The sequence below is a fragment of the Streptomyces sp. 147326 genome (assembly GCF_045000215.1).
GTDB lineage: Bacteria > Actinomycetota > Actinomycetes > Streptomycetales > Streptomycetaceae > Streptomyces.
In genome coordinates, this window is sequence record NZ_CP134201.1 from 1,092,333 (window position 1) to 1,117,112 (window position 24,780).

Annotated in this window: 16 protein-coding genes and 6 pseudogenes; 11 read left to right on the forward strand and 11 right to left on the reverse strand. The window is 68.6% G+C overall.

Going from position 1 to position 24,780, the window contains the following annotated elements:
- Window positions 1-222 precede the first annotated feature (222 nt).
- On the forward strand, window positions 223-585 hold the full coding sequence (locus tag RIU97_RS05075) for a DUF5994 family protein (RefSeq protein WP_404962760.1): 363 nt from the start codon (window positions 223-225) through the stop codon (window positions 583-585).
- Between the two features lie 478 nt (window positions 586-1,063).
- Window positions 1,064-2,386, forward strand: a complete 1,323-nt coding sequence (locus tag RIU97_RS05080) for a hypothetical protein (protein ID WP_404953559.1) — start codon at window positions 1,064-1,066, stop codon at window positions 2,384-2,386.
- A 70-nt stretch (window positions 2,387-2,456) separates the two neighbouring features.
- Here the strand turns inward: RIU97_RS05080 and RIU97_RS05085 are convergent, their stop codons facing one another.
- Window positions 2,457-4,424, reverse strand: coding sequence for a transglycosylase domain-containing protein (locus tag RIU97_RS05085; protein ID WP_404953561.1), 1,968 nt, complete (start codon window positions 4,422-4,424; stop codon window positions 2,457-2,459).
- A gap of 505 nt (window positions 4,425-4,929) precedes the next feature.
- Here RIU97_RS05085 and RIU97_RS05090 point away from each other — a divergent pair.
- Complete coding sequence (locus tag RIU97_RS05090; protein ID WP_404953563.1) at window positions 4,930-6,003, forward strand: amidase domain-containing protein; 1,074 nt, start codon at window positions 4,930-4,932, stop codon at window positions 6,001-6,003.
- Window positions 6,004-6,252: 249 nt separating this feature from the next.
- Here the strand turns inward: RIU97_RS05090 and RIU97_RS05095 are convergent, their stop codons facing one another.
- Both RIU97_RS05095 and RIU97_RS05100 read right to left on the reverse strand, forming a co-directional pair.
- The gene (locus RIU97_RS05095) at window positions 6,253-7,869 is read right to left on the reverse strand and encodes an MFS transporter (RefSeq protein ID WP_404953565.1); all 1,617 of its coding nucleotides are present in this window, start codon (window positions 7,867-7,869) and stop codon (window positions 6,253-6,255) included.
- A 721-nt stretch (window positions 7,870-8,590) separates the two neighbouring features.
- Window positions 8,591-9,126, reverse strand: a pseudogene (locus RIU97_RS05100) (hypothetical protein).
- Window positions 9,127-9,598: 472 nt separating this feature from the next.
- On the opposite strand from RIU97_RS05100, the pseudogene RIU97_RS05105 reads away from it, so the two are divergent.
- A pseudogene (locus RIU97_RS05105) lies at window positions 9,599-9,991 on the forward strand (GNAT family N-acetyltransferase; N-acetyltransferase); the annotation flags it as partial.
- A gap of 102 nt (window positions 9,992-10,093) precedes the next feature.
- Here the strand turns inward: RIU97_RS05105 and RIU97_RS05110 are convergent.
- A pseudogene (locus RIU97_RS05110) lies at window positions 10,094-11,720 on the reverse strand (ISAzo13-like element ISStsp1 family transposase).
- Window positions 11,721-12,073: 353 nt separating this feature from the next.
- The gene (locus RIU97_RS05115) at window positions 12,074-12,268 is read right to left on the reverse strand and encodes a hypothetical protein (protein ID WP_404953567.1); all 195 of its coding nucleotides are present in this window, start codon (window positions 12,266-12,268) and stop codon (window positions 12,074-12,076) included.
- 507 nt (window positions 12,269-12,775) lie between these two features.
- On the opposite strand from RIU97_RS05115, the gene RIU97_RS05120 reads away from it, so the two are divergent.
- Entirely contained in the window at window positions 12,776-12,985 is a 210-nt protein-coding gene (locus tag RIU97_RS05120) for a hypothetical protein (RefSeq protein ID WP_404963116.1), read from the forward strand.
- Between the two features lie 264 nt (window positions 12,986-13,249).
- Here the strand turns inward: RIU97_RS05120 and RIU97_RS05125 are convergent.
- The 3 genes and pseudogenes from RIU97_RS05125 to RIU97_RS05135 form a co-directional block, all read right to left on the reverse strand.
- Window positions 13,250-13,874 (reverse strand): annotated as a pseudogene (locus tag RIU97_RS05125) (primosome assembly protein PriA); the annotation flags it as partial.
- 994 nt (window positions 13,875-14,868) lie between these two features.
- A complete protein-coding gene (locus RIU97_RS05130; RefSeq protein WP_404953569.1) occupies window positions 14,869-15,246 on the reverse strand; it encodes a hypothetical protein in 378 nt (125 codons plus the stop codon).
- A 118-nt stretch (window positions 15,247-15,364) separates the two neighbouring features.
- On the reverse strand, window positions 15,365-15,565 hold the full coding sequence (locus tag RIU97_RS05135) for a hypothetical protein (protein WP_404953571.1): 201 nt from the start codon (window positions 15,563-15,565) through the stop codon (window positions 15,365-15,367).
- Between the two features lie 922 nt (window positions 15,566-16,487).
- On the opposite strand from RIU97_RS05135, the pseudogene RIU97_RS05140 reads away from it, so the two are divergent.
- The 4 genes and pseudogenes from RIU97_RS05140 to RIU97_RS05155 all read left to right on the forward strand — a co-directional run.
- Window positions 16,488-16,647, forward strand: a pseudogene (locus RIU97_RS05140) (IS5/IS1182 family transposase); the annotation flags it as partial.
- A gap of 648 nt (window positions 16,648-17,295) precedes the next feature.
- Entirely contained in the window at window positions 17,296-17,649 is a 354-nt protein-coding gene (locus RIU97_RS05145; RefSeq protein ID WP_404953573.1) for a hypothetical protein, read from the forward strand.
- A 212-nt stretch (window positions 17,650-17,861) separates the two neighbouring features.
- Window positions 17,862-18,224 (forward strand): hypothetical protein, encoded by a 363-nt coding sequence (locus RIU97_RS05150; RefSeq protein WP_404953575.1) that lies wholly within the window; start codon window positions 17,862-17,864, stop codon window positions 18,222-18,224.
- Between the two features lie 126 nt (window positions 18,225-18,350).
- A pseudogene (locus RIU97_RS05155) lies at window positions 18,351-18,482 on the forward strand (IS5/IS1182 family transposase); the annotation flags it as partial.
- Between the two features lie 51 nt (window positions 18,483-18,533).
- On the opposite strand, the gene RIU97_RS05160 reads toward RIU97_RS05155, so the two are convergent.
- The gene (locus RIU97_RS05160; protein ID WP_404953577.1) at window positions 18,534-18,926 is read right to left on the reverse strand and encodes a hypothetical protein; all 393 of its coding nucleotides are present in this window, start codon (window positions 18,924-18,926) and stop codon (window positions 18,534-18,536) included.
- Between the two features lie 140 nt (window positions 18,927-19,066).
- Between RIU97_RS05160 and RIU97_RS05165 the strand changes: the two genes are divergently transcribed.
- Window positions 19,067-19,615 carry a hypothetical protein gene (locus RIU97_RS05165; protein ID WP_404953579.1) on the forward strand — a complete coding sequence of 183 codons (549 nt, stop codon included), beginning with the start codon at window positions 19,067-19,069 and terminating at the stop codon, window positions 19,613-19,615.
- Window positions 19,616-19,754: 139 nt separating this feature from the next.
- Here the strand turns inward: RIU97_RS05165 and RIU97_RS05170 are convergent, their stop codons facing one another.
- Window positions 19,755-20,660 carry a twin-arginine translocation signal domain-containing protein gene (locus RIU97_RS05170; protein ID WP_404953581.1) on the reverse strand — a complete coding sequence of 302 codons (906 nt, stop codon included), beginning with the start codon at window positions 20,658-20,660 and terminating at the stop codon, window positions 19,755-19,757.
- Window positions 20,661-20,789: 129 nt separating this feature from the next.
- Complete coding sequence (locus RIU97_RS05175) at window positions 20,790-22,679, reverse strand: serine hydrolase domain-containing protein (RefSeq protein WP_404953583.1); 1,890 nt, start codon at window positions 22,677-22,679, stop codon at window positions 20,790-20,792.
- Between the two features lie 271 nt (window positions 22,680-22,950).
- Here RIU97_RS05175 and RIU97_RS05180 point away from each other — a divergent pair, with 271 nt between their 5' ends.
- A complete protein-coding gene (locus tag RIU97_RS05180; RefSeq protein ID WP_404953585.1) occupies window positions 22,951-24,777 on the forward strand; it encodes a sensor histidine kinase in 1,827 nt (608 codons plus the stop codon).
- Window positions 24,778-24,780 lie beyond the last annotated feature (3 nt).

The window sequence follows — 24,780 nt, forward strand, 5'->3', positions numbered from 1 at the left end:
GCGGGAGTACCGTGAAAGCACGGCAGGCCCGCGCACATCGTCCGGCCGGCACCGGTGCCGACCTGCGATGCGGTACGGCCGCACCCATAGACGGCGGACCCACATGGCTGACTCCGACCTCCCCACACGCCCCCACTGCTCCTGCCGGACGCGATCCACCCGGCGATCAAACCGGGTACGGCCCTGCTGCGGCTGGAGACCACGCGGTCCCGGGAGGGCCTCCTGGACGGCGCCTGGTGGCCCCGCACCCGCGACATCGCAACCGAGCTGCCCGCCCTGATCAGCGTGTTGACCGGCCATCTCGGCCCGATCACCCGCGTGGGTGTGGACGCGTCGGCCTGGAACGGCCTCCCGCCCCGCTTGGTCATCGACGGCCAGGTCATGCACCTCGACCCGACCCGGTCGGTGACGACACCGCCCTCAAGCCTCAGCGGCCGATTCCGTGGCCCTTCGCGGGCCCTTCGCGTGCCCTTCACGTCGACCACGTCGCTGTCGTCCTGCGTCGCGAACACGCTCCACAACGGCCCCGGCACATTCACCCGCCGGGGCCGCCCTTTCAGGCCGCCGCACGTGAGAGTGCAGTGACCCTTTCTTCATGCTACGCCTGGGGCTCGTCTCCGGGACAAGGGTCGCCGGGTGCGCGATGACTCCCCGGGATGCGGCGGGTGTGCTCGTACTCCTGCCCTGCGGTGCGCGGTAGTCGTCTGCCGGCCCGGAGGGCGTAGAGACCAGGCCCGAGCTGTCGAAGCGCTTGGGCCTCCGTGCGCCGTAGGCATAGCGGCGCCACCACGCCCGGGCGGTCGGTGCGTCGCGTCGGGGCCGGTTGTCCGTAACCCGTCGTACGGTCGGGGCACGACCCCTCCGACGAGACTCCCGAGTTCGCCCCGGCCAGCGTGGAAGCCCGCGGCCGGCTGCGCCGAACCGCCTTCCCCCGAGCTGTGGTTTGGCTGTGAAGTGTCGTACGGGATGGCTCGGGGTGCGGGATGAGTGCCGACAAGTTCTATATTCGTACGAACCATCCACGCGCGGCCCTGCTGCGGTGAGCAGGGGGGAGACGATAGCGATGGCCGACAACGACGCCGCTGCAGGCACCCGGGCGGAATCCCGGAGCAGCCGCAAGGTCCGCAGGAAGGCACAGAACCGCAAGCGCCTGGGCATAGGCGCGGCCGTGATCGCCCTGGGCGGGGCCGCCGCCGCCACCGCGTACGCCTTCATGGCGGGCTCCTCCGGGACCACCGAGCGCGACACGCAGCTCGCGGCACCGGGTGCTGCGGCCGACGGGGCCGCCGCCGCCAAGGCGACGGAGGAGGCCTGGGACGGCAAGGTCAAGGTCCTGGGAGACGGCTCCACCTCCTACACCGGACCGCAGCCGGGACAGCTCAAGCCCGAGCGGCTGAAGCCCGGTGAGAAGCCGCCGCAGTTCGTGGTGTTCTCCTGGGACGGCGCACTGGAAGGCGACGACCACCTCTTCTCCCACTTCCGCCAGGTGGCCCGGGAGAACAAGGCCCACATGACCTTCTTCCTCACGGGCATCTACCTGCTGCCGGAGAACAAGAAGACGCTCTACCACCCGCCGCAGCACAGCGCCGGGGAGGCCGCGATCTCGTACCCGACCGTGCCGCACATCAAGTCCACCCTCGGACAGCTGCGCGGCGCCTGGAACGACGGCAACGAGATCGGTTCGCACTTCAACGGGCACTTCTGCGGGCCCAAGGGCGGCGGGGAGTGGAGCCCCACCGAATGGAAGAGCGAGACAGACCAGACGTACTCGTTCATCAAGAACTGGAAGACCAACACCGGCTTCGCCAAGGAGGCGCCGCTGCCCTTCGACCCGGACCGGGAAATGGTCGGCGGCCGTGCCCCGTGCCTCGAGGGCCAGAAGAACCTCCTGACAGCGATCAAGCCGTACGGCTGGCGCTACGACGCGAGTTCCTCGGGGGACTTCCAGCTGTGGCCGTCCAAGCAGGACGGCATATGGAACTTTCCCCTCCAGCTCGTGCCGCTGCAGGGCAAAGAGGTGCAGGTCCTCTCCATGGACTTCAACTTCCTCTACAACCAGTCGGGCGACAGCACCCAGGGCGACCCGGCGAAGTTCGCAGGGTGGCAGGCGCAGGTCCGGGGCTCGTACATGAACGGCTTCAACCGTGTCTACAACGGCAGTCGGGCGCCGATGTTCATCGGCAACCACTTCGAGGACTGGAACGGCGGCATCTACATGAAGGCCGTCGAGAACGTCATGAAGGACGTCTGCCCGCGCCAGGACGTTCGCTGCGTGTCGTTCCGGGAACTGGCGGACTGGCTCGACGCCCAGGACCCGAAGGTCCTGGGCCAGCTGCGCATGCTCGACCCGGCACAGGTGCCGGACTGGGCCGCCCTGGTCAAGTAGTCGGCCCCGGCGGCGGCCGGGCCGGGGGGCCGCGGCTGCCGAGCCTCCGGGGCGGCGCGCGCCGCCCGGCCTACTTCACCGCCTTGATGTAGTTCGCCCACAGGCGCAGCGCCCGGTCACTGCCGGGCGTGTTCGCGGTGTCGCCGCCCAGACCCGTCAGCGGCTGCGGAACCAGGTCGGTCAGCGACATCCGGTAGACCACCACGGCCGTGGACTCGTTCTCGGTGCTGGCCACGAACCAGCCCGCCGTGTTCGTGGCCGTTGTTCCCGTCTTGCCCGCCGTGCCGGGGTGTGCCTTGGCCACCGCCTTCGCCGATCCCTCGGTGACGGCGGACCGCAGGGCGTCCGTCACCGCGCGGGCGGTCTCGGCTTTCACGGCCCGGGTCGGCTTCGGCGCATCGAGCGGCACCGCGGCGCCGTTGCGGGTGACCGAGCGCACCGAGTAGGGGTCGGTGTGCATGCCGTCGGCGGCGAACGTCTCGTAAGCGCCGGCCATGCGGATCGCGCTGGGGGTCGAGTTCTCCCCGAGTGCGAACGTGGGAATCCGCGGCCCGAGGCTCGATCCGAGCAAGCCCGAACGCTCGGCGAACGACTCCACCCGGTCGAGGCCGACATCGAGGCCGAGCTGCAGCATGGGGGTGTTGATGGAGTTGGCGACGGCCTGACTCAAGGGCACCTGACCCCAGTCGCGGCCGCCGTCGTTGCGGCCCTTCACCACCTTGCCGCTGCGGTCCCAGTACGGGCCCTCGGGCGTCTGCACGGTCACCTGGTCGTTGCCGTCGTACGTGGTGGAAGGGAGGACGGGCGTGCGGTCCTTGCCGCGGGTGCGCACCACCCCTTCCTCGAGCGCGGCGGCGTAGACGAACGGCGTGAGCGCCGTGCCGACCGGGATCGTCGTCGCGTTCGACTCGTTGAAGCCCTGCTTCAGGTAGTCGGGGCCGCCGTACACGGCGAGCAGCCGCCCGTCCGGGGCCACGCTCGCCGCGCCGATCCTGGCGTGTTTGTCGGTGTCGGGGCGCCGCACGGCGTCGAAGTCCTTCTGCGCCTCCTGGACGGCACCGGTCAGGGCCGTCATGCGGTCCTTGTCGAAGGTCGTGTAGATCTGGTAGCCGCCGAGGTCGAACTCGGCGTCCGGGATGTGGCCGGTCTTGATCGCGTACGCCTTGGCCAGCTCGACCAGGTAGCCGGTCTGCGCGCCGGGAGCGCCGGGAAGGGACGCGCCCGTGGGCTCGGGGAACTCCGTGTAGGTCGCTCGCTCGGCGCGCGTGAGCCGGCCGGTCTCGACCATGCGGTCCAGGATCCACGACCATCGCTCGACGGCCCGCTCGTGGTTCTCCGGGCTGAGGGCGGGGTCGAACAGTCCGGCGCCCTTGAGCAGGGAGGCCAGGAAGGCGCCCTCGCTGACGTTGAGTTGCGAGACGTCCTTGCCGTAGTACGTCTGGGACGCGCGCTGCATGCCGTAGGTGCCGCGCCCGAACCAGCTGGTGTTGAGGTAGTCCTGGAGGATCTGCTTCTTGTCCCTCTGGTTGTCCAGCTTCACTGCGAGCAGGATCTCGGTGAACTTCCGTGAGAGGGTGCGGTCCTGGTTCAGGTAGGCGTTCTTCACGTACTGCTGCGTGATGGTGGAGCCGCCTTGGGTCTCGCCTCCGGTCACCGCGGCGCTCACAGCGCGCAGGAAGCCGGCCGGCGAGACTCCGGGATCCGAGTAGAAGCTCGCGTTCTCGGCTGCCAGGACGGCTCCCTGGACCTTGGGAGGGACCTTGTCCAGCGGCATCTCCTGCCGGCTGACCCAGCCCGTCCGGGCCATCGTGGTGCCGTCGGCCCAGTAGTAGACGTTGTCCTGCTGCGTGGCGAACGAGTTGATGTCATCGGGTATGTCCGTGGTGGCGTAGGCGTACGTGACGAAGCCCGTCAGGGCCACGAACACGTACAGGCAGGCACCCAGCCATTGGCGCCACGAGGGTATCCACCGGCGCCAGCCGGTGCGGCCCGGTCTCGGGAAGGCGGGCCGCAGGCGCCGCAGTTGCGTACGCGCCACATCGACGGCCGGTGCCAGGGCACCGAGCCGGCCGGCTCCCTCCCGGGGACGGCGGCGCGCCCCCGACTTGCCCCGGCGGCCCGACCGGACCGCGCCTGTGTCCTCCGGAGCCGCCCGCCCGCCCCGCGCTCGCCCTCTTGCAGCCGAATCCTGCCTACCCACTCCGAATGCCCCCTGTGCTGTGCTTCCCCGCACACATTAGATGTATTTGCTGCGGGGCCGGCCGGGTGGTGGTCGCATCCCCGCCGCGAGCGGGGGCGGTTCGCCCCCTGTGGCGAAGCGGAGGCACACCGCCCTACTTGGGGGGCGACTGCCGCCCCACGGGCGGGGCGACTGCGCCTGCGGCCGGCGACGAAACGGAACGCAACGAAAGAGTCGCCCAGTTGTGCGACGATGCCGTCCCCCGGTTCGTGTGTACCGGGTGACAAGGGGAACCACAGTGATACCTAAGAGGTTCAGGCCCGCCGCCATTGCGGCCCTGACCGTAGCCTTGGCCACCGGCAGCATGTTCGCGTACTCGGCGAGTGCGGGCACCGGGCCCGAGGCGGCCGATCGCGCCACCTCCGACGCCTTCGCCCGCATGGCCGACGACGTGCTCTCCCAGCGCACCCGGGCCCTGGTCGAGGACCAGCCAGGACACCGCAACTCCGGCCAGACCCCTGCGAAGACGCGGATGTCGGCGCAGCTGAAGAAGGACGAGGAGACCGCGATCTCGTCGCTGCGGTCCCGCAGAACACGGCTTGCGGATCTCGGCGAGGCCTACACGGACGCCGACACCCGCGTCGCCGTCGACCGTGCCACGGTCACCGGCGGGAAGGCGACCGTCCAGGTCACCGAGCAGACCACGCTCACCTACAAGAAACTGCGCGGCGACGAGCCGGCCACCACCGACTTCCGGACGCGCTACGAACTGACCCTCACCAGCAAGCGGGGCGGTGGCTGGGAACTGACATCGATCAAGTCTCAGGACAGCGGCCCCGTCGCGATCAACGAGCCGGTGGCTGCCAAGGCGAACGTCGTCAAGGACGACGGGAACCAGTACCCGGACGGCACGCCCGCGTCCACCAAGTACCCCGCCCCGGCCAAGCCCAAGGCGAAGACCGGCGGTACCTACGACTACGCCGCCATGGCGAAGTACGCGGAGAAGTACTGGAGCAACTACAACCCGGCGTACCGCAAGTTCAACGGCGCCGGGGGCGACTGCACCAACTTCATCAGCCAGGCTCTGAAGGCGGGCGGCTGGAAGGCCGTTCCGGGCTCCACGTCGGACTACCGCAACTGGTGGTACGACGGAGCCCGCCAGTCCGATTCCTGGGTCGGCGCGAACGAGTGGGCATGGTTCACGCTGTCCAACCAGCGGGCCGCCAATCTGGCCAACGTCTACCAGACGGACGTCGGTGACATCGTGCAGGTGGACTTCAACAAGGACGGGTCCAAGGACCACTCCATGATGGTGACGTACCGCAGCGGCGCAGGAATGCCCTACCTCACCTACCACTCCACCAACACCTACCGCAAGTCCCTCGCGAGCATCATCGCGTCCTACCCGGACGCGATCTACTACGCGTACCGCACCTGACGGGTGCCCTTCGGCTTCTCCTGTCGCGGAACCACCGCGGCAGGAGAAGCCGACCGGCTGCCGGCATCGGTGGCGTCCCCCAGACTCACGGGGCACCGACCGACCGCATCATCCGTAGCGAATGAATCGCAGATGCTGAATGAGCCCGCTGGTCGTATGCACACGACCTCACCTACCGCGGTAGCCGGATTGCGCGGTTTCCGGCCTGCCACGCCCCAGATATACGGCGCGGCAGGGGCGTGCCCACGGCTAGGGCTCTGTCGAGCGGGGCTGGGTCGTCGGGATGCGGTGGGTGTAGAACATCGCGAGAAGGGCGGCGAGGGCGAGGATGGCGAGCGCGGCCTGGAGCCCGTCGAGCCTGGCTGCGGCGTTCGCGTCCAGCGCGGCTTGGGTCACCTCGCTGCTGGTGCCGGCTTCGTCGAGGGCCGTCTTGAGCTGGGCGTCCGACAGGAACGGTGCGCCGCTTTGGACCTTGACGGTCGCCTGGCTCTTGACGCTCTCCGGGATCGCCGGATTCTGCTCGACGCTGGTCAGAAAGGAACCGGCGAGCGCGGCGATCATGATCGACCCGGCGAGTGCCGTACCGATCGAGGCGCCGAGGTTGGTGACGGCGTTCTGCACGCCGCCGACCTCTGCGCTCTTCTCCTCCGGTACCGCGGACACGGTGACCGACCCGAGCTGGGAGGCCAGCGCGCCCATGCCGAGACCGATCAGCAGCAGGGGGACGGTGACTACTTCCGCACTGGCGTCCGTGTCGAGCGCGGCCATCAGGATGACCGCGCCCGCGAGCAGGGCGAGGACCCCGAGCCGTACCACCCGCCGCGGCGAGACGTCCGGGAGGAAGCGGGGGATCAGGACCGCGGCCGCCAGCAGGGTCACCGACAGCGGCAGGAGGCGGGCACCGGTCTGCAGGGCGGACAGTCCGAGGGCGACCGACAGGTAGAGCGGCACGACGAAGAACACGCCCATCTGCACGAGGTACTGGAAGAAGAACATGGTCAGCCCGCCGGTGAGCTGCTTGTTCTGCAGCAGCGCCGGGTCGATGAGCGGGTCCTTGCGCCGTTCCACGAGGCGGGCCTCCCAGCGCAGGAACAGCCAGATCAGCAGCAGACCCGCCAGCATCAGCCACACGACCAGCGAGATCCCGAGCCACGAGGGCGCGTCGGGCTTCGGCTGGAACCAGCCCCATTCGTCCGAGCGAAGCACGCCGTAGACGAAGAGCCCCAGCCCGAGCGCGGACAGCACGGCACCGACGAGATCGATGGGCTGGCGTTCGCCGGTCGGGGCGTCGGCGATGCGGCGGGCCAGCACCAGGATGCCGAGCACCACCAGCACCTCACCGGCGAACACCCACCGCCAGGAGAAGTACGTCGTCGCGACGCCGCCGATGAGCGGCCCGACCGCGATCGCCACGGCTCCTGCCGCCGCGACGAGTCCGTAGGCGGCGGGACGGCGTTCCGCGACGAAGTTGCCGGCCACCAGCGCCACGATCGCGGGCAGGATGAGCGCCGCCCCGATGCCTTCGAGGAGCGCCCAGCCGAACAGGAGTACCGGCAGATTCGGTGCGAGCGCCGTGGTGAGGGAGCCGGCCCCGTAGATGCAGCAGCCGATCAGGAACGCGCGTTTGCGGCCGATCAGCGCCCCGACCTTGCCGCCGGGAATCATGAACATCGCCATCACGAGGGTGTAGGCGGTGATCGCGCCTTGGATGCCCGACACGGTCGTGCCCACGTCCTCGGCCACCGTCGCGATCGAGACGTTCATGACCGAGCTGTCAAGGGCCATCAGGAACTGACCGGCCGAAAGCGTCAGCAGGACGACCTGCGCTGTGGCCGACCTATCGACAGAGCCTGCCCTTGATGCCATGGGCGGGATCGTCCCAGCGAACCCGGAGGGCGGATCCGCGACCCGCCACACAGATCAACCGATTGGCGGACCATCCTGCTCCACAACGGTGAACCGGCCTGCCGCCCGTGTCACAGACCCAAGGCTCGCGAGGACTACGGGGTCCAGTGCGCCGTCATGGCGCAGCGCGGGGTGGTTGGCCCCGGGCCCCAGCGGCGCTGCGGGCCGACACCGAGAAGCTCCGGAGGCGTCAACAACGGCGAACCAGCGTCACGTCGACGGCCTCAGGCGTGACCCCAGCCGGTCACGCACGGGAGACCTCGACTGCCCGGGGCCCCAGCGGTTACGAGGTCGAGGAGTCGGGCTTCCTCACGCAAGACGAGGCCATCGATCGGCTGACCAGTGTCTACAAAGCGAAGAAGGCCGAACGCATACAGAAGTACGGACAGATGCGGTTTCGGGAGTACACCGCCGAGCGGCGGGCCGACCAGCGTCACCTTGCCGCAGCGTCGCTCAGTCACCTCGACCTTCTTCTCCAGCACCACGTCTTCCCCACCCGCGCAACTCGTCGAAGGAGCACGTTCGACCACAAGGTGGTGGACGGCTTCATCCGGACGATGGAACGCAACGGCGTGGGCGTCGCAGCCCAGTCAAGCGCCTACGACAAGCTGAAGTCGCTACTCCTCGACGATCATCGCCTGGGTCTCTTCGACGACAACCCCCTCCTGGGCGTCAAGCCACCTCAGTACGACCCCAAGCGCGCCTTCGCGAGCGTGAATCGGCCAGGTGCCGGCTCGATCAGCCAGCCGCGCGCCGTCAGCCGCTTGGCCTTCGATCGCAGTGCCTCCACCTTCCCGGTACGGGGTCCAGGCCGAAGCAGGCGGCCATCTCCTGGCACGTCAAAGCTCCTTGACCGAGTCGGTTACGGTCACTGAGGGCCTGCAGGATGCGCTGGTAGTCCACCGACAGCGCCGACCAGGCCAGCCCCGCGCGCCACACCGGCACCCCTGTTTTCGGCTTCGCCGCCTCCGCCGGTTCGGGCCGCGCCGGCTGCACACCGGGAGCCGGCAGACCCTCGGAGGCGGCGGGGCCGACGACGGCGTCGTTGCCCGGGGCCAGTACCTCGCCAACACGTGAGCGGGCGATGACCCACTCGTTCCACTCCCGCTCAGCCACGGCCAGCTCCGCCTGGAGGCGGTCGGCCTCCTCCCGCAGATCGTCGACACGACGGCGAGCGGTGAGCTCACGCTGTTCCAGCAGTCCCACGACCGACGGCATCCTCGACCTCCACCAAAGCAACGACACGACACGTCACCACTGCCACGAGACCGCCGACCCTATGCCTGACCAGCGAGAACGCAGTCCTCAAGCCCGGAAAGACAACAATCTCTCAGCCTCAGTCCCCTCCGGCGTCACGCAGGAAGTTTCAGCTCATCAGAGGATTGCCCTGGAGGTTCGCTCCCCCGCGACCCCGGGTGAACTGGGAAGACGTCGAACAAGTTCGAGTCTTGTTCGACAGCGGAGCACAAACGCAAGCTCAGGGAGCAACCCGATGGCCGCCACGGCGTAGCGTCCACTCTGAGTTCGGGGGACGATGGTCGGGGTAAGCAGGTCGGAACTATCTGCCTAGCGTGGCAACACGCGCAGGCAAGCATCGCAGACGGCCCTCGCGCCGTCTCCCATGCATACCGCCTCCGTTCCTGGCCTTGGACCTCGCTGCCCGCCCCACTGCCAAGGAGCTGATTGCAGCATGGTGACCTTGCGTGCCCTGTCCCCCGACGATGCCCCGGCTCTTACCCACATCTACAGCGGTGCCTCGGTCCGTTACACCGCCTGGGCCCTCACCATCAACCAGGCCCAGGAGAAGATCCGCAAGGCTCTGACCCGGGCTGCCGAGAATCCCCCGGCACAATGGAGTTGGAGCATCCTCGTCAAGGGGGAGATGATCGGCCTGATCACCTTGCGGCGCAAGTCGCCCACCGTGGGCACCATCAGCTATGTCCTGCGCGGCGACATGTGGGGCAACGGCTACGCCACCGAAGCCGCCCAGCAGGTCGTCACCTTCGCCTTCGCCGCCACCGGTCTCGACCGCCTGGAAGCCATGCACCACCCCGAGAACCTGGCCTCCGGCCGTGTCCTGGCCAAAGCTGGCTTCAGCCGCACCGGCACGACAGACCGAAATGCCGAAGACGGATCCGTTGTCCCGTACGAGACGTACGCTGTACACCTAAGGGCTTGCAGATCATTAACACGTCGTCTTGATCTTGTTGTCCTCGCTGGTCTGTGCCTGGACCCGGGCCTGAAGGGCGGCGAGGGCCGTGGGTGGGGTTGTCGCCGGTGGGATTGTGATGCCGTGTGTCTCGAGCAGTCGCCGGTTCTTCAAGAGGGTGCGGTGCATTGCGGTGCGGCTCGTGCCGAACAGCACGGCGAGGGGTTCCGCGGCCAGGGCGGCCCGTAGGTGGAGCACGGTGGCCAGGACCTGGTCGGGGAAGGCCAGCCGGGGCGGGCGGCCGCGCCGGATATCCCCGTCCGGGGCCAGGGTCTCGGTGAGGTCGTTCAGTTGCTGGAGGGTCATCCCGGTCAGTGCGGGATCAGAGAGCAAGGCCTGGTTCCACTCCGGATCCGGCGTCTGCGGGGCCCGGGTCGCCGGGATTACAGGTGATGGCTGGGGGTGCAGTGCATAGTTCCAGGCGCCCTGGAACGCGTGCCGGGTCAGCGGCAGGGCGGCCATCTCCGCGTCTTTGATACGGACTCCGGTCGGGTAGGTGTTGGTGTCGAGTTCGGCCCTCACGCGCAGTCCGGTGCGGGTGGTGGTCGCGGCGATCGACTGCACGATGACTTCGTGGCTGGTCAGCGGGCGGCCGCTCCAGTTCATGGTGATGTGCGAGAACAGCCGGTGCTCGATCTTGTTCCACTTCGAAGTGCCCGGTGGTAGGTGGCACACAGTGATCGTCAGCCCGGTTTCAGCGGCGAGTTGAGCCAGCTCGAGCTTCCATGCCCGGGTGCGGTAGCCGTTGGATCCGCCGGCGTCGGCGGTGATCAGGAGCCGTGTCGCTCGCGGGTAGGCAGCCTGGCCCTGGTCGTGCCACCAGCGGCGGATCGATTCCACGGCGAACGCGGCGGTGTCGTGATCGGTGCCGACGTTGACCCAGCCGGTGTTCGCGGTCAGATCGTAGATCCCGTAGGGGACGGCCTTGCCCAGCTGCGGGCCGGCGAAAGTCGTGGACGCTGACCGGGACGGGCTCGCCGGCGGGACGCCACTGGCGGCCGCTGTTCTTGAAGTCGCCGACGAGTTCCTTCTTCTTGGTGTCCCACGCTGATGACCGGCTGGCCGGCGTCCCGGTGGTTGCGGGCTTGCTCGTTGAGGTAACGGAACTGGGTGTCCCGGTCCGGATGCTGGTTACCCTCGAGCGTCTTCGCGTTGGCCTGCAGGCTGAAGCCTTCCTCCCGCAGCAGGTCGCCCACGGTATCGGCGCTGATCCGGTGCCCGGCCCGGGCCAGCTCCGCCGCGATCGTACGGGTCGATTTCACAGTCCACCGCAGCGGCGACATCGGGTCGCCTCTCTCATCGGCTCGACCAGCGCCAGCAGTGCCGGCCGCAGCCCCGGGTCCAGATCGGCGACCCGTTTGCGTCCTCCGCCGGGACGCCGGACCCGCCCCAACGGCTCGTCGCCGGATTCCAGCTCGAACACGCCATCGCGGACCGTCGTCTCACTGACCTGGGCCGCCCGAGCGACAGCGCGGATGCCACCATGCCCCAGCAGCCGGGCCTCGGCCCCCATCAACAGCCGTCGCTGCCGCTCGTCCAGATGCGGGAACAACACCGCGAACTTCGCGGAGAGTTGGTCACGGGTCTCGTCCGGGATGCGCATACCAGACCAACGAGCCCCAGGTCGGGAAGCAACACCTTGATGATCTGCAAGCCCTTAGCGCAGGCTGCACCGTAAGACGGTAGCGCTTTAACTGGAGCTTGCAGGACGGACAGTCGGTGTATCCGCGCGTGAGATCGCCCCCAAATCACACGTGCGCCCAGCCAGCCCGCGGTAGACCCATTCCGGAGAACGACGCCTCCGCCTCATGCGAAAGCCACAGGAAGGCAGCGTAGTCGTGGACAGGGAATCCTCGACGCCCATCCGCCGCAGGACTTGGTCGGCCTCCTGGCGCACCCCATTCTCGCCGCGCCCTTCCGTCGGCGTACCTGGGGCAACGTCAGGATTGCTATGGCCTAGCGGTTGGGGTTCAAGTGCACCTGCTCGATCGCCGTAAGCGCGCCATGCTTGTCCCAGTTGGGGCCGCCACCCTCCTCCGGGGCATCTGCGATCATCGTCCTCAAGTCGACCAGTGCCTGCACCAACTCCTCCTCCCGCCCAAAGGGGATGCCGTCTTCGTCTTCTGTAGGGTGACCCGGTTCCATCATCACTCTCCGCTTCGTTCCTGCGTGTGGGACTTGGACTACTTGAGTGTTGACCGCTGAAACGGTGGAGGAACCCGTGTTCCTCCGATTGGAGGGCGTCGACTGCGGTCACGGGCCGGCCAGGACACTAGCTGGCCTGCGGTTACTCCAGGAGCCGGAAGCCAGGTTGCCGAGCGCACGCTCTGAGGAATTCCCCCGACCGCAGGAGGCAGGCCGCCGATTCGTCATTGTCGCAAAGGGCGCCATGACGCTGTTCCGCCGAGTTCCTACAGGATCGCGCAGCCGTCCTCCATCCGAGCCCATGCCGGCCAGTAGACACCCGCTCTCGGCCGAGCTCCTACCTACATCCGTCGCGGTAGCGAGCCAAGTATTTCGAAACAGTCCGCCGCCGAAGCCGTGGCGGCGTCGACAGCACCCATCGAGTCCTCCATTCGAACGAATGACGGTTCCGCGCAGCCTCGATGGTCAATACTCATGCTTCCGGAGGCAATACGAGTGAAGTGGAGAGTGCGCATGGCGAGTCCCAGTGATGGCAGCGGTGGCGGCGACGTTGGCGACGCGACTGAGCTTGAGGAGTGGGCGGGAATTCTCTCCGGCGGGCAGATGAAGAAGCTTGTCGACTTGGAGTCGATGATCGCTGATGCCCCGGAGGATGGCGGCGGCCCCAACTGGGACAAGCGAAGCGCGCTCTCTGCCATCGATGAGGTAAAGAAGCACCGATAGAGCAGTCTCGTGGCAAGAGGCCTGCATGGATCGCCCGGCGCCTGCCCCACCCCCAGCAATCGCCGTACACCAGCGTGGGTCATCACCGGACTTCGGCGGCGCCCCGTGCTGCCGCACCGGCTCCGGCTCAGCCCCACCGTCCGGAGCAGGGCACGCCACAGTCCGGAGGACGACACGCGGGGCAGGGGTGCCACCCGGGTCCACGCCCCAGAAGCAAGGGCCTATGCCGGGTGCCAAGGCCGTGCTGCGCCCCGTATGCCACCCACCGGGCGTGCACACCCCCAGTGCCGGCCGGTCGGGCACCTCGTCGAGGACGTGGTGCCCGACCGGAGGTGCGTACGGGCACGGCCGGGAAGGCCCGGCCCAGCTCCTCGACCGACCGCCGGGCACCGACCACCTGGGCGCGCAGCCGGAACGAGCCGCACTCCTCGCAGTGCCAGGACGGCTCGCCGCGCCCGCACCACCCGCACTGCAGGTCCCGCTCGTCGGGGGCTTCCAGCGGGCCCGCGCAGACCCTGCAGCGGGAAGGGCGTGCGGCACCGCTCGCACGCGAGCCGGGGCACGTAGCCCCGCCGCGGCACCTGCACGAGCACGGGTCCGCTCTTCAGCCCCTCCCGTACGGTCTCCCACGCCAGGCTCGGCAGTCGCGCGGCGCGGGCCGCCTCGTCGCGGGCGAGCAGTTCGTCGCCCACGGTGCGGATCCGGGGCGCGCAGGCCCGAACCGTCTCGCGGCTCGCGGCTCGCGGCTCGCGACCAGCGGCCGGGCCCAGCCCGACTCGACCAGCTGCGCGGCCTCCACGGTGCAGCTCGTGCTCCCGGCCAGGAAGGCGCAGCCGTCGCTGACCGCACGCAGTTCCAGTACCTCCCTGACGTGCGGGAAGGGGGCGTGGACGTTGGTCATGCGGCCAGTGAAGCAGGGGGCCTCGAAGTGCCCGCAGCCGTCCTTCAGGGGTTCACCCGGGGTCGGTGTCCGGTGGGGTCGGGGCCGGGTTTGATGCTGCCGACCGGGGCGGTGACCGGCGACGTGTGGCGGCGGCCGGACCTGCCCGCAGTCTCTACGGACAGCCTAGGCGCGGGATCTGACAGACCAGCGGCTGCCGGGCACGGGGCTCTCCCCGGGCCGCATCGAGGGACTCGTGGCGGGTGCGTCAGCGGCGGTGCGGCGAGGGGCCTGATGCGCCAGCGTTCAGCGTCCCGCCCTTGTAAGAACTGCCTGAAGCGCCAATGCCCTGAGCACCGCAGTTGGCCAGACGGGCCGCCTGTGCCACTCAGGCACAACAGGGCATTCGACGCACACGTATGTCCGGCTTCAGAAGGCCAGGTCGAGATGATCGATATCGCCGATCTCGACGTCCGAGAGGCCCATGGCGCTGATTCCGCCGTCCTGGAACGTGTTTGAGTCCTTTTGGCGATGACCCCACGCCATCTCCTTACCGCCTGCACCCGCGTCACGGGTAGGTTGGATGGTGAGGCGACGGAACCGGCTGCCGTCCGGGCCCGGGACTCGTTCTGGCGAGGGCGGGAGTCCACTTCGATCGAGCATATGCAGGCCGAGGCCGTGACCTGGAGCCAGAAGGTGCCGGCCGACGCCGGTGCAGGCCACTGCAGGGAGCCGCCCCGATAACGGTGTTCGAGGCCATCGAATCCGAGACCCTGCTGCCGCTTCCGAATAATTGCCGAGAGCTATTAGCGAGCCGACGGCGCGGCACCCGTCCAATACGGACCTTATGCACCTGTGCGAGGAGCGCTGCCGGGGGGCCCGATCACTGCGAGCGTGTCACCGGTGTGTGCGGTCTTGCCTTCGGCAACACAGGGACCCATGGCACCCATCAGAGGCGGCAGGCTGCTTCCCATCCCGCGGTGTCCACAGGGGCGTCGAACAGTCACAACGTAGAGCTGCCTTCCCAAGTCAAAGGCAAGTCTCCGGTAACCGGCGCCAATCCGGCCGCCAGTTTGCCTGTGCCCGACGTTGGTGGGTTGCTCAGCGGAAGTGTGAACTGATCCAGTGTCGCCACCAGATGTCGATATCCGGGGACGTCGGGGTCCGGAACCCACAACTCTAGGTGCCTGGCAGATGCCTCCCACTGCCACTCGCCCTGGTTGCTGGCGGCACGCTGCACGAGGAAAGCGAGCTCGCCCCACCACGGGCCCGTCGGCTGGGAGGCCGACAGGTTGGTGTCGTCCCATTGAAAGTCGAGGATCGTTGCCTGAGGAACCCAGCTCGGAATGATCTTCACATTTCCGCCGTGCAGCATTAACATCTCCTCATGAAAGGCTTTACCGGCGGCACCTCGACGCCTCTCCCTTACTCATGCTCCCTGGATGGCAAGGGCTGGGCAGTAATTCGGGGCGACCGTCGTCCGCACAGTTCGGTTGCTGCTAACGGATCGGCAGCTGGTCGAGCCTGGTGAGCACGCTCTGCTTGTCCCAACCGGGACCCCCGCCGGCTTCTGGTGCGTCTGCGATGACTTCCCTCAGGTCGTTCAGCTCCTGCAGCATCTGAGCTCGCGCCTGGATCAACTCCTCCCGCCCGAAGGGGATCCCGTCCTCGTCCTCAGTTCTGGGGATGACTGGCGCCATGCCTACTCTCCGTTCCCGTTCTTTGAATGGGGATAACAGGAGTGTTGACCATCACTCGGCGGGCCAATCATGGTTCGTTCTTGTAGCGGATACGGCGGCTACCTCGCAGTATGGGAAACCCCTCCGACCCGCCCGACGGCCGCCGACGGCACACGGTGGCGTTCATGTCGCCGGAGCGCGGCGCACGCCGACCCCACCACCGTGACACGGGCGTGAGACCAGCTCGCCATGTCGTCCCTGCGGCCTTCGCGAGGACGGGGTTGGGACACGAGCCGATCGGCGGCCGGTGACGTTGGGGGGCTTGGGCGGCCCGGTGGTACTGCTGCCCCCCGAGCGCTCCGGGCATCGGGCCTCACCCACGCACGCCATATGGGCGCGGGCTGGCCACGACCCTAACCGCCACCCGCACCGGTCGAAGCACAGCCCGGGAAACTGGTCCTGACACCCGACGCAGCCACCACCACGAACGGCGACGTCCTTCCCCCAGCGACAGCAGCAAGGAACGGAACGCGTCAGGCATCAGGACCCGGGCCCTGGCCGCCGGATACGAACCTCACGTTCTACGCATCCGGCGGCCCTTGCGAACCGCCTGCACGGCCAGAAAGGGAGGCGGCGCTGCCCCTCTCCCGGATGCCCGAGCCTCTGGCCGCGCCTTCGACCGGCGGGCACGCTCTCGGGAAACCGGCGGGCGCCCATGCCGTACGCGATCGGCAAGTGCCGCCAGCGAGCCGGACTGGCTGGGTGGCCCCCTCCCGAAGATGGCGATCACACTGGTGACCTCAGCTTGGTTGGGAGCGGTCCAGGGGAACAGGTTGAAGAGCAACAGCACCGACCAGGTGAGGTGGATGCTGGCGGCCAGGACGCATGCGGGTCTGTTCGGGATCTTCATCTGCCTCAGCGCCCCGTACAGCGGCGGGAGGCGGAGCACGATGGGCCCCATAAGCAGGTCCGCTCTCGCGTCAGGACGTCTTCGCTCCATGAAGACCCGGAAGGTCCTCCGCGGCTGCCGTCTCAAAGGCGCCGGCGTCCACCACGCCATGCTCGGCATCGCCCGGATGCACAACCTCACCCTCGCCGGATAAGGCATCGGGCCGCTCCGCGGCCAAACACGCCTCAGGCGCCCGGGAGATCATTCGCGGGACATCCCTTAGCAGGATTTGAACACCTTTCACGACATGCGATCGTGGGGGAATGAGTTGCTCGACGCAGAGCCCACCAGCCGTTGATCAGTCATCAATTGACGTCTAACCTCGCGTCACCAAGCATGCTTTGCAGGGATGCGCCCGCCCAACCTCGGGTGTAGATTCGAACCGAGCACTATCAGTATCTAGGTGTGGGCACTTACGGCCGGCCCTACACCCGCGGCTTCAGGTGTTCGCCGAACCCCTCGCGGCCGCACAGACCTGCGTTGACTCACCGGGCCCGTTGAGAAGATGCCGCAATTCTGCGCGTGCGAGGCACCTCCCAGGACCGGTACACCGGCCGCACCCGGGCCGAAGCGATCCGTCTTGCAGTACCGGCACGAAGCTGGGGTGCATCCGTGCAGGGTCGACCGAACGGGGCGGTGCGTCGCCGACGCTACGGCAGCTCGGCGGTGAGCCGTTGAGGTAGTCGCGGGCCTGCTGCCAGAAACCAAGCGCTCTGCTGCGCGACCCCCTGTTCGTTATTCCTGCACGCGCGGAACGCGCAACGCCGGCGCTCATGACGCCTCCTCACCTATGGAGGGTGCTGTGATTGTACTGTTCGAGATCGAGGGCGGCCACGGAGTGACGGTCAAAGTAGCCGTGCGAACCGTAAGGCTCAGCTTCACTGACGTGTGGGACAGAATATCTCCCGAACCGGAGCTCTTCCCTGCTGATGGAACATGGGAATTCGGCGCTGAAAGCCCCCCTGGTTGGGACTTGGAGCTAAGCACCGCGACAGAGGGAAAGGTCGCCACATTGTGGGCTGTCTCCAAAATGGACAGCATCAAAGCCGGTGAGCGAGGGCAGGGCTCTTTTCTTCCATCCACCTACGCCATACCAGAATTGTCGACAATTGAGTGGCATGTGCTTGAAGTCACCTCATTCCCCTTCAATAACTAGCACACATGGCAGTGGCACCGCGTCGACGCTCTCGCCGATTAGCGCCTTGCTCGACTCTCAGATCTGCATACAAAACCGTCGTGTGACACCGCGGATGGTGAGGGCAACCCAACTGGGACAGGCATCGGCACCATTTTTGGTGGCGCCAGCGGCATCTAATGACCTCCCCAGGGAACGCAATGCGCCGTAATCACGACACGGAGGCGATCACTATGTCCGGCGCAAATGTGGAGATCTTTCCAAGCTGGATTCCCCAGACGACCATGATCGATATCCAATGGGACGATACCAAGCTCGCGGATCCTCGGCCGACAGACAAGTGGTGGGGAGATCTCACTCTGCTCGTGGGGGCGTTGCATGCCGCGGGGGATTGGGAGTGGGAGGCGGCCGCGCAACATCTAGTGCTGTGGGCGCCATCCCCACTCGAGCCCGGCTATCGTCGTTTGATCGCAACGCTCGACCAGTTCATATTTCCAGTGACCAACGGAATGACGGGAACTGGCAAACTGGGGTTTGGTTTTGCACCGGCTGTAGCAGACCTGGCTCTGACCTGGAAGGCTCACCGGTCGGGTTGACATCAGTAGCCTCCAGCGGCGCCACGCGCGGAGCCTCTAGCAGCCACGAGACAATCTGTGGCCTCTGGTGCAGGCAGCTAAGCGGCTAGAGCGTGTCCGCAATGTCGGTCGGTCGTTGCTCCGTTCGTGGTGCGACGTCATGAACTGACTGATCAGGCCTGGGAAGTCATCGGGCCGCTGCTGGCTCCGCCCCGGATGGGGCGGCCGGTACGGGACCGCCGTCAGGTCCTCAACGGGATCCCGTGGAAGCTGTCCACCGTGAATTCCAGAAGTGGCTGACCACCACCTCGGTAGCGGAGGGTGACCGGGTCAGTTGAACGGAACGTTGCTCTCGCCGTTGAGGAACAGGTACCCCTGGGGGCCGATCCCCCACAGGTACGTCTGTGGTGATCCCCCCTGGGCGTAGGTCGTGAGGTGGTTACCGTCGACCGTGAAACGACCGGCGATGCGCACATTGCGGATGTCCATCCTGAACGAGCCGTCCGGGTAGAAGCTGTACACCGAGGACTGGAAGCAGTCGGAGCTGCCGCCGCTCCAACTTCCGATCAGCGCGGCCGGGATGCCGGGGATCCGGCCCCGGTCGGCGGAGGCGCCGCCGACCGAGACACCGGGCTCGTCGTTGCCACCCGAGGTACCACCCGTACCGCCCCCGCTCCCACCACAGGCGCCGAGGGTGAGCAGGGCGCAGAGCACCACCGCCAATACCGCCGCCGTGCGTCGGGTCCGAGCGGCTCGGAGAACAGCCCGCAGGTCGTCGGTGCCCGAGGGAGGAAGCTTGCTGGGCCTGCCCGGGGGAGATCCGTCAGCTCCCTCCAAGTGGTCGGCCGGAGTACGGTCTTCATATGATCTATCTGATCGGCGGCCCGCCTCGAGTGGGAAAAAGCACCCTGGCATGGATGCTGCTCGAGCGAGAGGGCCTCCCGGGATGCCCGACCGACGCTCTGGTGTCGATGCTGCAACGCGCTGCCCCCGAGCACGGCGTGCGGCATGGTACGCATCCGGACAAGGCAGTGCTCGCCCAGCCGTTTCTCATCGAGTTCATCCGTGCGGCTGCCGAGGCTCTCGACGCCTCCGATCCCCAAGACGGCTATGTGGTCGAGGGCGACATCGTCACACCGGTGGCCGCCACGGCCGCCGCCGCTCTCGGGATACCGCTGACCTCCGTATTCCTCGGAAACACGAAGCTGACCCCCGAACACCTGCGGGCCGCCCCGGACTGGCTTGCGGAAGCCGATGACACCACCTACCGGGAGATCGCCGCGTGGGTCAGGGAGCGGAGCGCTGCTCTGCGCGAAGCGTGTACCGCCAGCGGGCACGTCTACGTCGAGTTGGGGACCGGCTACGCGCAGGGCATCGAGCGGGCCTATTCGACGTTGCTTCAGCGGGCCTGACCGTCCGGAGTCAGCGGCCTCGGAGAAGGACAAGGCGGCCATGCCGTCGCGGTCGCGGCTGCCGCCGGCCCGCTGCGGGGGGAGCCGGAAGCCGGTTCACCCCGCAGCGGGTTCGAGCGCGGGCCACGAGCGGGGCGGGTCAGGGAACGGAGACGATGAGCACCTGGCCGTGGGCGGACAGGTGTTGTGCGTCCTTCATGCTGGTGACCCAGCTGGTGAGGGCGTAGCGGCCCTGGTCAAGGGGCATCTCGATGACCGTGCTCCGGCCCGGGGAGAGTGGTGGCGTGCCCAGCTGCGCGGCGAGGTCGAAGGGCTTGGGCGTGTGCCGGGTGTCCTGGAAGAACCTCTGGATGTCGGCCTCGGTGACGGAGTCGTCGGTGAGGGGGTACACCGCGAGCTCGTCGGCCTGTCCTCGCATCGCGTTCACGTAGCGCAAGGGCTGGTCCCGGTGTACGCGTCCGCCCAGGACGAAGCGCGGGCCCCGCCCCGTGTCGACGGCGGTGACGGTGGCGGAGGGACGCGGGCGCCCGGCTCCGGCGTGGTCCGCCGCGTGGACGAGGAGCGGACGGACGTACTCTGCGCCGGGGAGGGGATCGCGTCCGATGTACGGGCCCTCGAAGTCCTTGTACTCCAGGACCAGGTACGGGCCGGGCGGCAGCCAGGCGGTGAAGGACGACTGCGAACCGGGTACCGCCATTGCGCCGCCGAACAGCTCGGCGTCGGCCATCAGTTCCTTGGACGCCTGAATGACGTCCTTCGGACTCTCCCTCTCGAAGACGTCGCGCAGGTGCCTGCGGAAGGCGGCTTCACCGATGCCGCGGCGGAGTCGGGCGATGCCGACGTTGCCGGTGCGGGTACTGGTCGTCCGTACCCGGAAGGTCACCGCGCCGGCGGCCGCGGTCGCCGGCGTGCTGAACCCGTCCTCGCCGGTCACGATGTCGAGCGGCTGCGGCCGCCGCGGCGACGGCGGCCCGGCGCCGATGAGTGCGACAACTCCCGTCGCCGTGCCGGCGGTCAGAAGACCGCGCCTGGTCCACGTGCTCATGATCTGCTCCTCTGCTTGGTGTGGCATCGGATGGTCGTGTGCCTCGTACGGGTTGGCGGTTGGCTCAGGAGCGGCCGGACGGCGCAGGGGCCGGGACACCGTGTGACCGCGTGGCGGCGTGCCGCGAGTTCACTTGGCCAGCCAGGCGAACGGGTGGCCCACCAGGTGGTATTGGAGCAGCATGCTCGCCATCGTGACCGCGGCCGCCGCTGTGACGGTGAACAGGATGCGGCCGGTGACGCTCCACCAGCTGCGGAGCCAGGCCGCGATCGCCCCCGCCACCACGCCCAGCGTCAACGGCAAGAGCGCCGTGCCCAGCATCGTCACGGTGGACAGCAGCGGCGCTCCCAGTGGCACCGTTTCCATCATCGCGTTGCTGTCCGAGACGACCGCGGCGAGTGCGGCCGCGAACGCGGCCGCGATCAGCCCGGTCGCCGCGGCCGTAGCGCGTGCGGCCCGTGCTGCGCGAGGGTGCGCGGTCCGGCCCCGAAGCCGCCGTACCAGGGCGGTTACGGGAAAGGCGATCGCGGCGAGTAGCAGCATGCCCGTGCTGATGCCGAGCAATCCCAGGTGCAGGGACGGGGACTGGCGCCAGGTCAGCTTCTCGTACGCGGTCGACGGCACCGCCGACGAGACGAGCACGCCGCCGTTGGTGAAGGCCAGCGTCGCGCGGTTTCCGCCGCGCTCTTGGAAGAGGCCGTCGCCGAGCGCGAGCCAGCTCTGTTCGGGCCGGCCGGGGTCGAGGGAGAGCCCGGTGGTGCGCAGCCCGTTCTTGCCGTCCTTGCGAACGGTGACACTGGCGACCAGGCCCTCCACCGCCATGAGGCTGGTGCGGCTGACCCGGGCCGGGCGGTAGGTGCCGGTGTAGGAGTCGAGGGACGGATCGGTCGCGGTGCCTGGGGCTTCGGATGCGGGTTGGTCCGGGACGAGGGCGTCCACGATCCGGTTGATGAGATCCCTGCCGTCCCAGGAGGCGCGTCCGTGCGTGCCGTCGCCGTTGAAGACGACGAAGACACCCACGTCGTGGCCGGGGATGAGCAGCAGGTTGGAGTGGAAGCCGGGGATGTCGCCGTCCTTGAACCAACCGGTGTGCCCACCGCGTCGCCACTCCTCGAATCCGTAGCCGAGGCCGGGCATGCGGGGATCCTGCCGGTAGTGCACCTGCTGCATGAGGCGGTTCGCCGCTGTGTCGTCGGCGAGCTGCCCGGTCATCCAGCGGCCCATGTCGGCGGCGGTGCTGACTGCACCGGGCCCGGCCGGGCTCCACGCGCCGTACTGCCCCTCGTCCTGCGTCCAGCCGGACGTGCCGCCGGGGCGGTAGCCACGAGCGAGGTCGGCGGCTATCGGGGCCGGCTGCGGCTGGGCAAACGTGGAACGGGTCATGCCCTGGGGTCCCAGAATGTGCTCGGCGACGTAGTCGGGGAAGGACTGGCCGGAGACGTCGGCGACGAGTTGGCCCGCGAGCGCGTAGCCGTAGTTGTCGTAGGCGGCGGTCGTGCCCGGGGCGCGGACTCTGGGAGGACGGCGCGTCACGACGCTTTCGGCGAGGGGTTCGACGTCGTTCGCACGGGTTCTGTTGCGGCCTACGAGGTCGCTGTCGAAACCCGCGGTATGGGTGAGGAGCCGGTCCAGGGTGACGGGGCGTCCGGGGTAGGTGTCGGGGACGGTGAGCGCACGGAGGTGGTCGTTGACGTCTGCCTCCGGGTCGACCTTCCCCTTGGCGACGAGTTGGGAGGCGGCCTGTGCCGTGAACAGCTTGGCGAGTGAGCCGAGGAAGAAGCCGGTGCGGTGCGGGTCGACCGGGGTTCGGGTGCGGACGTCGGCGACGCCGTAGCCCTTGGCCAGGACGGTCCGGCCGTCGGCTACGACGGTGACGGCCGCGCCGGGGATGCGGTCGTCCTCCAGGTAGTCGGCGACGGCGGCGTCGACGAGGGAGTCGAGACGGAGTGGAGCGGCTGCGTGGGCGGGGGCCGCGGCGCAGAGCAGCGCGGCGGTGGTGATCGTGATCGTGGCGGCCATTGTGGTGGGGGTCCGTGTCGACGTCGTACGCATGCGTCGACGATCTCGTTCTGGGTCCGGTCGGCGGCAGTGCGAGGCGCATCGGCCCATGTGCACTTCACATGGGTGGGGCGGGTGCGGTGCACGGGCGTGCGTCTAACGTGACCTCATGAGCGGGTGGAACTGGGGATTTCGGCGCGGGCGGGGGCCTGGGGGCACCGGGCCGGGAGACGGGGAGTCCAGGGGGCCGGGGGGCGGGCCGGCCGACGGCCCGGCCCCGAAGGACCGTTCCTTGGGATCCGGCCCGTTCACCGATACGGATGCCGATGGCGATGCTGCCGAGGTCGCCGACTCCGATGCCGGTCCGACGCCGGCGGTCGTCTCGGTGATCCTCGTCGTCGTCATTCTCGGATTCTCCTTCGAGCCCGGTGTCGTCCTGCCGCGCCCGGCGGCCGTGCCGATGCTGCTGCTCCAGTTGGCCACCTGTCTGCCTTCGACGTGGCGGCTGCGCGGGGCCTGGACCCTCGCCGCACAGATCCTGCTCACGCCCTGGTCCGGGCTGCCCGGCTTTCTGGGCGCCTCCGTGCTGCTGGTCGTCGAACGGCCCGTCCGATGGGCTCTGTTCACGGTCGTCGTGCTGGCGGCGGGGCCGCTCGCACCCGGCGACGGCAGTGTCCATTCCGTCCTCAACGGCATCGGTAACGCCCTCGCCCACGGATTGATCATCTATGCGCTGACCCGGCTCACCGACCTCTACGCCGAACTCCGCGCCACGCGTGGCGCACTGGCCCGGGCCCGGGTCACGGCCGAGCGGGAGCGCGCCGGGCGCGACCTGGACGCGGTGCTGGGTACGGCCCTGGCGGAGATCACCCGGCTGGCCGGGCAGGGCAGGCGGGCGGCGGGAGAGCTCGTGAGGGTCGCGCGGGCGGCGACGGAGCGCGTACGGGCGGCGCCGCCCGCACAGTCGGCCGACGGGGCGGACATCCCTTCGGGTGGCCTGGCGCCTCGGTTGGTGTGGCCCATCGTGGTCGCCACCCACCTCGAGTACCTGATCGTGGGTACTGCGTTCCTGCTCGGTACCGGGGTGCGGGGCGGGCGGGTTGTCGCGTACGCGGCCGCATTGGCGGCCGTGGTCGGACTGCAGGCGTACCATTCCTTGCCGCGTCCGCCGGGTGTGCGTCCCCCGTACGTCGCTTGGACACTGGGCGTGCAGCTCGCCCTCGCCCTGGGCATGCTGGCCGCTCCGGACGGGCCGTACCCCCAGCTGGTGGGTTTCGCGGCAGCCTCGGTGCTGATCGTCCTTCCCGGGCGCACCGCCTGGCCGGCGGCCGGGGCGCTGACCATACTGGCAGCGATCGTGACGCTGCTGCGGAGGGACGGGCCCGGGGCTGGTGGCACCGTTCTCCTGCTGCTGGACATCGTGGTGATCGCTTTGGTCTTCCACGGCCTCGCCCTGCTCACCGGCCTTGTCCACCAGGTGCGGGAGGCTCGCGGAGCACTGGTGGCGCTGGCCGTGGCGCGAGAGCGCCGGCGCATCGCCCGGGACGTCCACGACCTGCTGGGCTACGGGCTGTCGGCGATTGCCCTGAAGGGCGAGCTGGCGGTCCGCGACCCTGACCGGGAGCGGGCCGACCGTCATATGGCCGACGCGGTTGCGCTGGCGGACCAGGCTCTGGCGGACCTTCGGGCGATCCCGGGGGAAGGCCCGAAGCTCACGCTGAGCGAGGAAGTGGCCTCTGCGCGGAAGGTTCTGGCCGCCGCGGGCGTCGTCGTGCAGGTGCGGGGCGTGTTGGACCAGGTGGACGGGATGTCGGGGGCACTGTTCGCCACGGTGTTGCGCGAGGCGGTGACGAACGTGCTACGACACGCGGCGGGAGCTCGCCGGTGCGAGGTGGATTTCGGTCCCGGGCTGCTGCGGGTGGCGGACGACGGCCGTGTGGTTCCCCGACCGTCAGGGGAGCAAGGAGGCCGAGCGGGTCCCGGCGGCAACGGGCTGAGGAATCTACGTGAGCGTGCAGCCGCGCTCGGCGGGGTCCTGGAGGCCGGGCCGGCTCCGCATGGCCGCGGCTACGTCCTGACCGTCCGTCTGGAATCCGCTCCTGTCTCCACCGTCGGATGACCT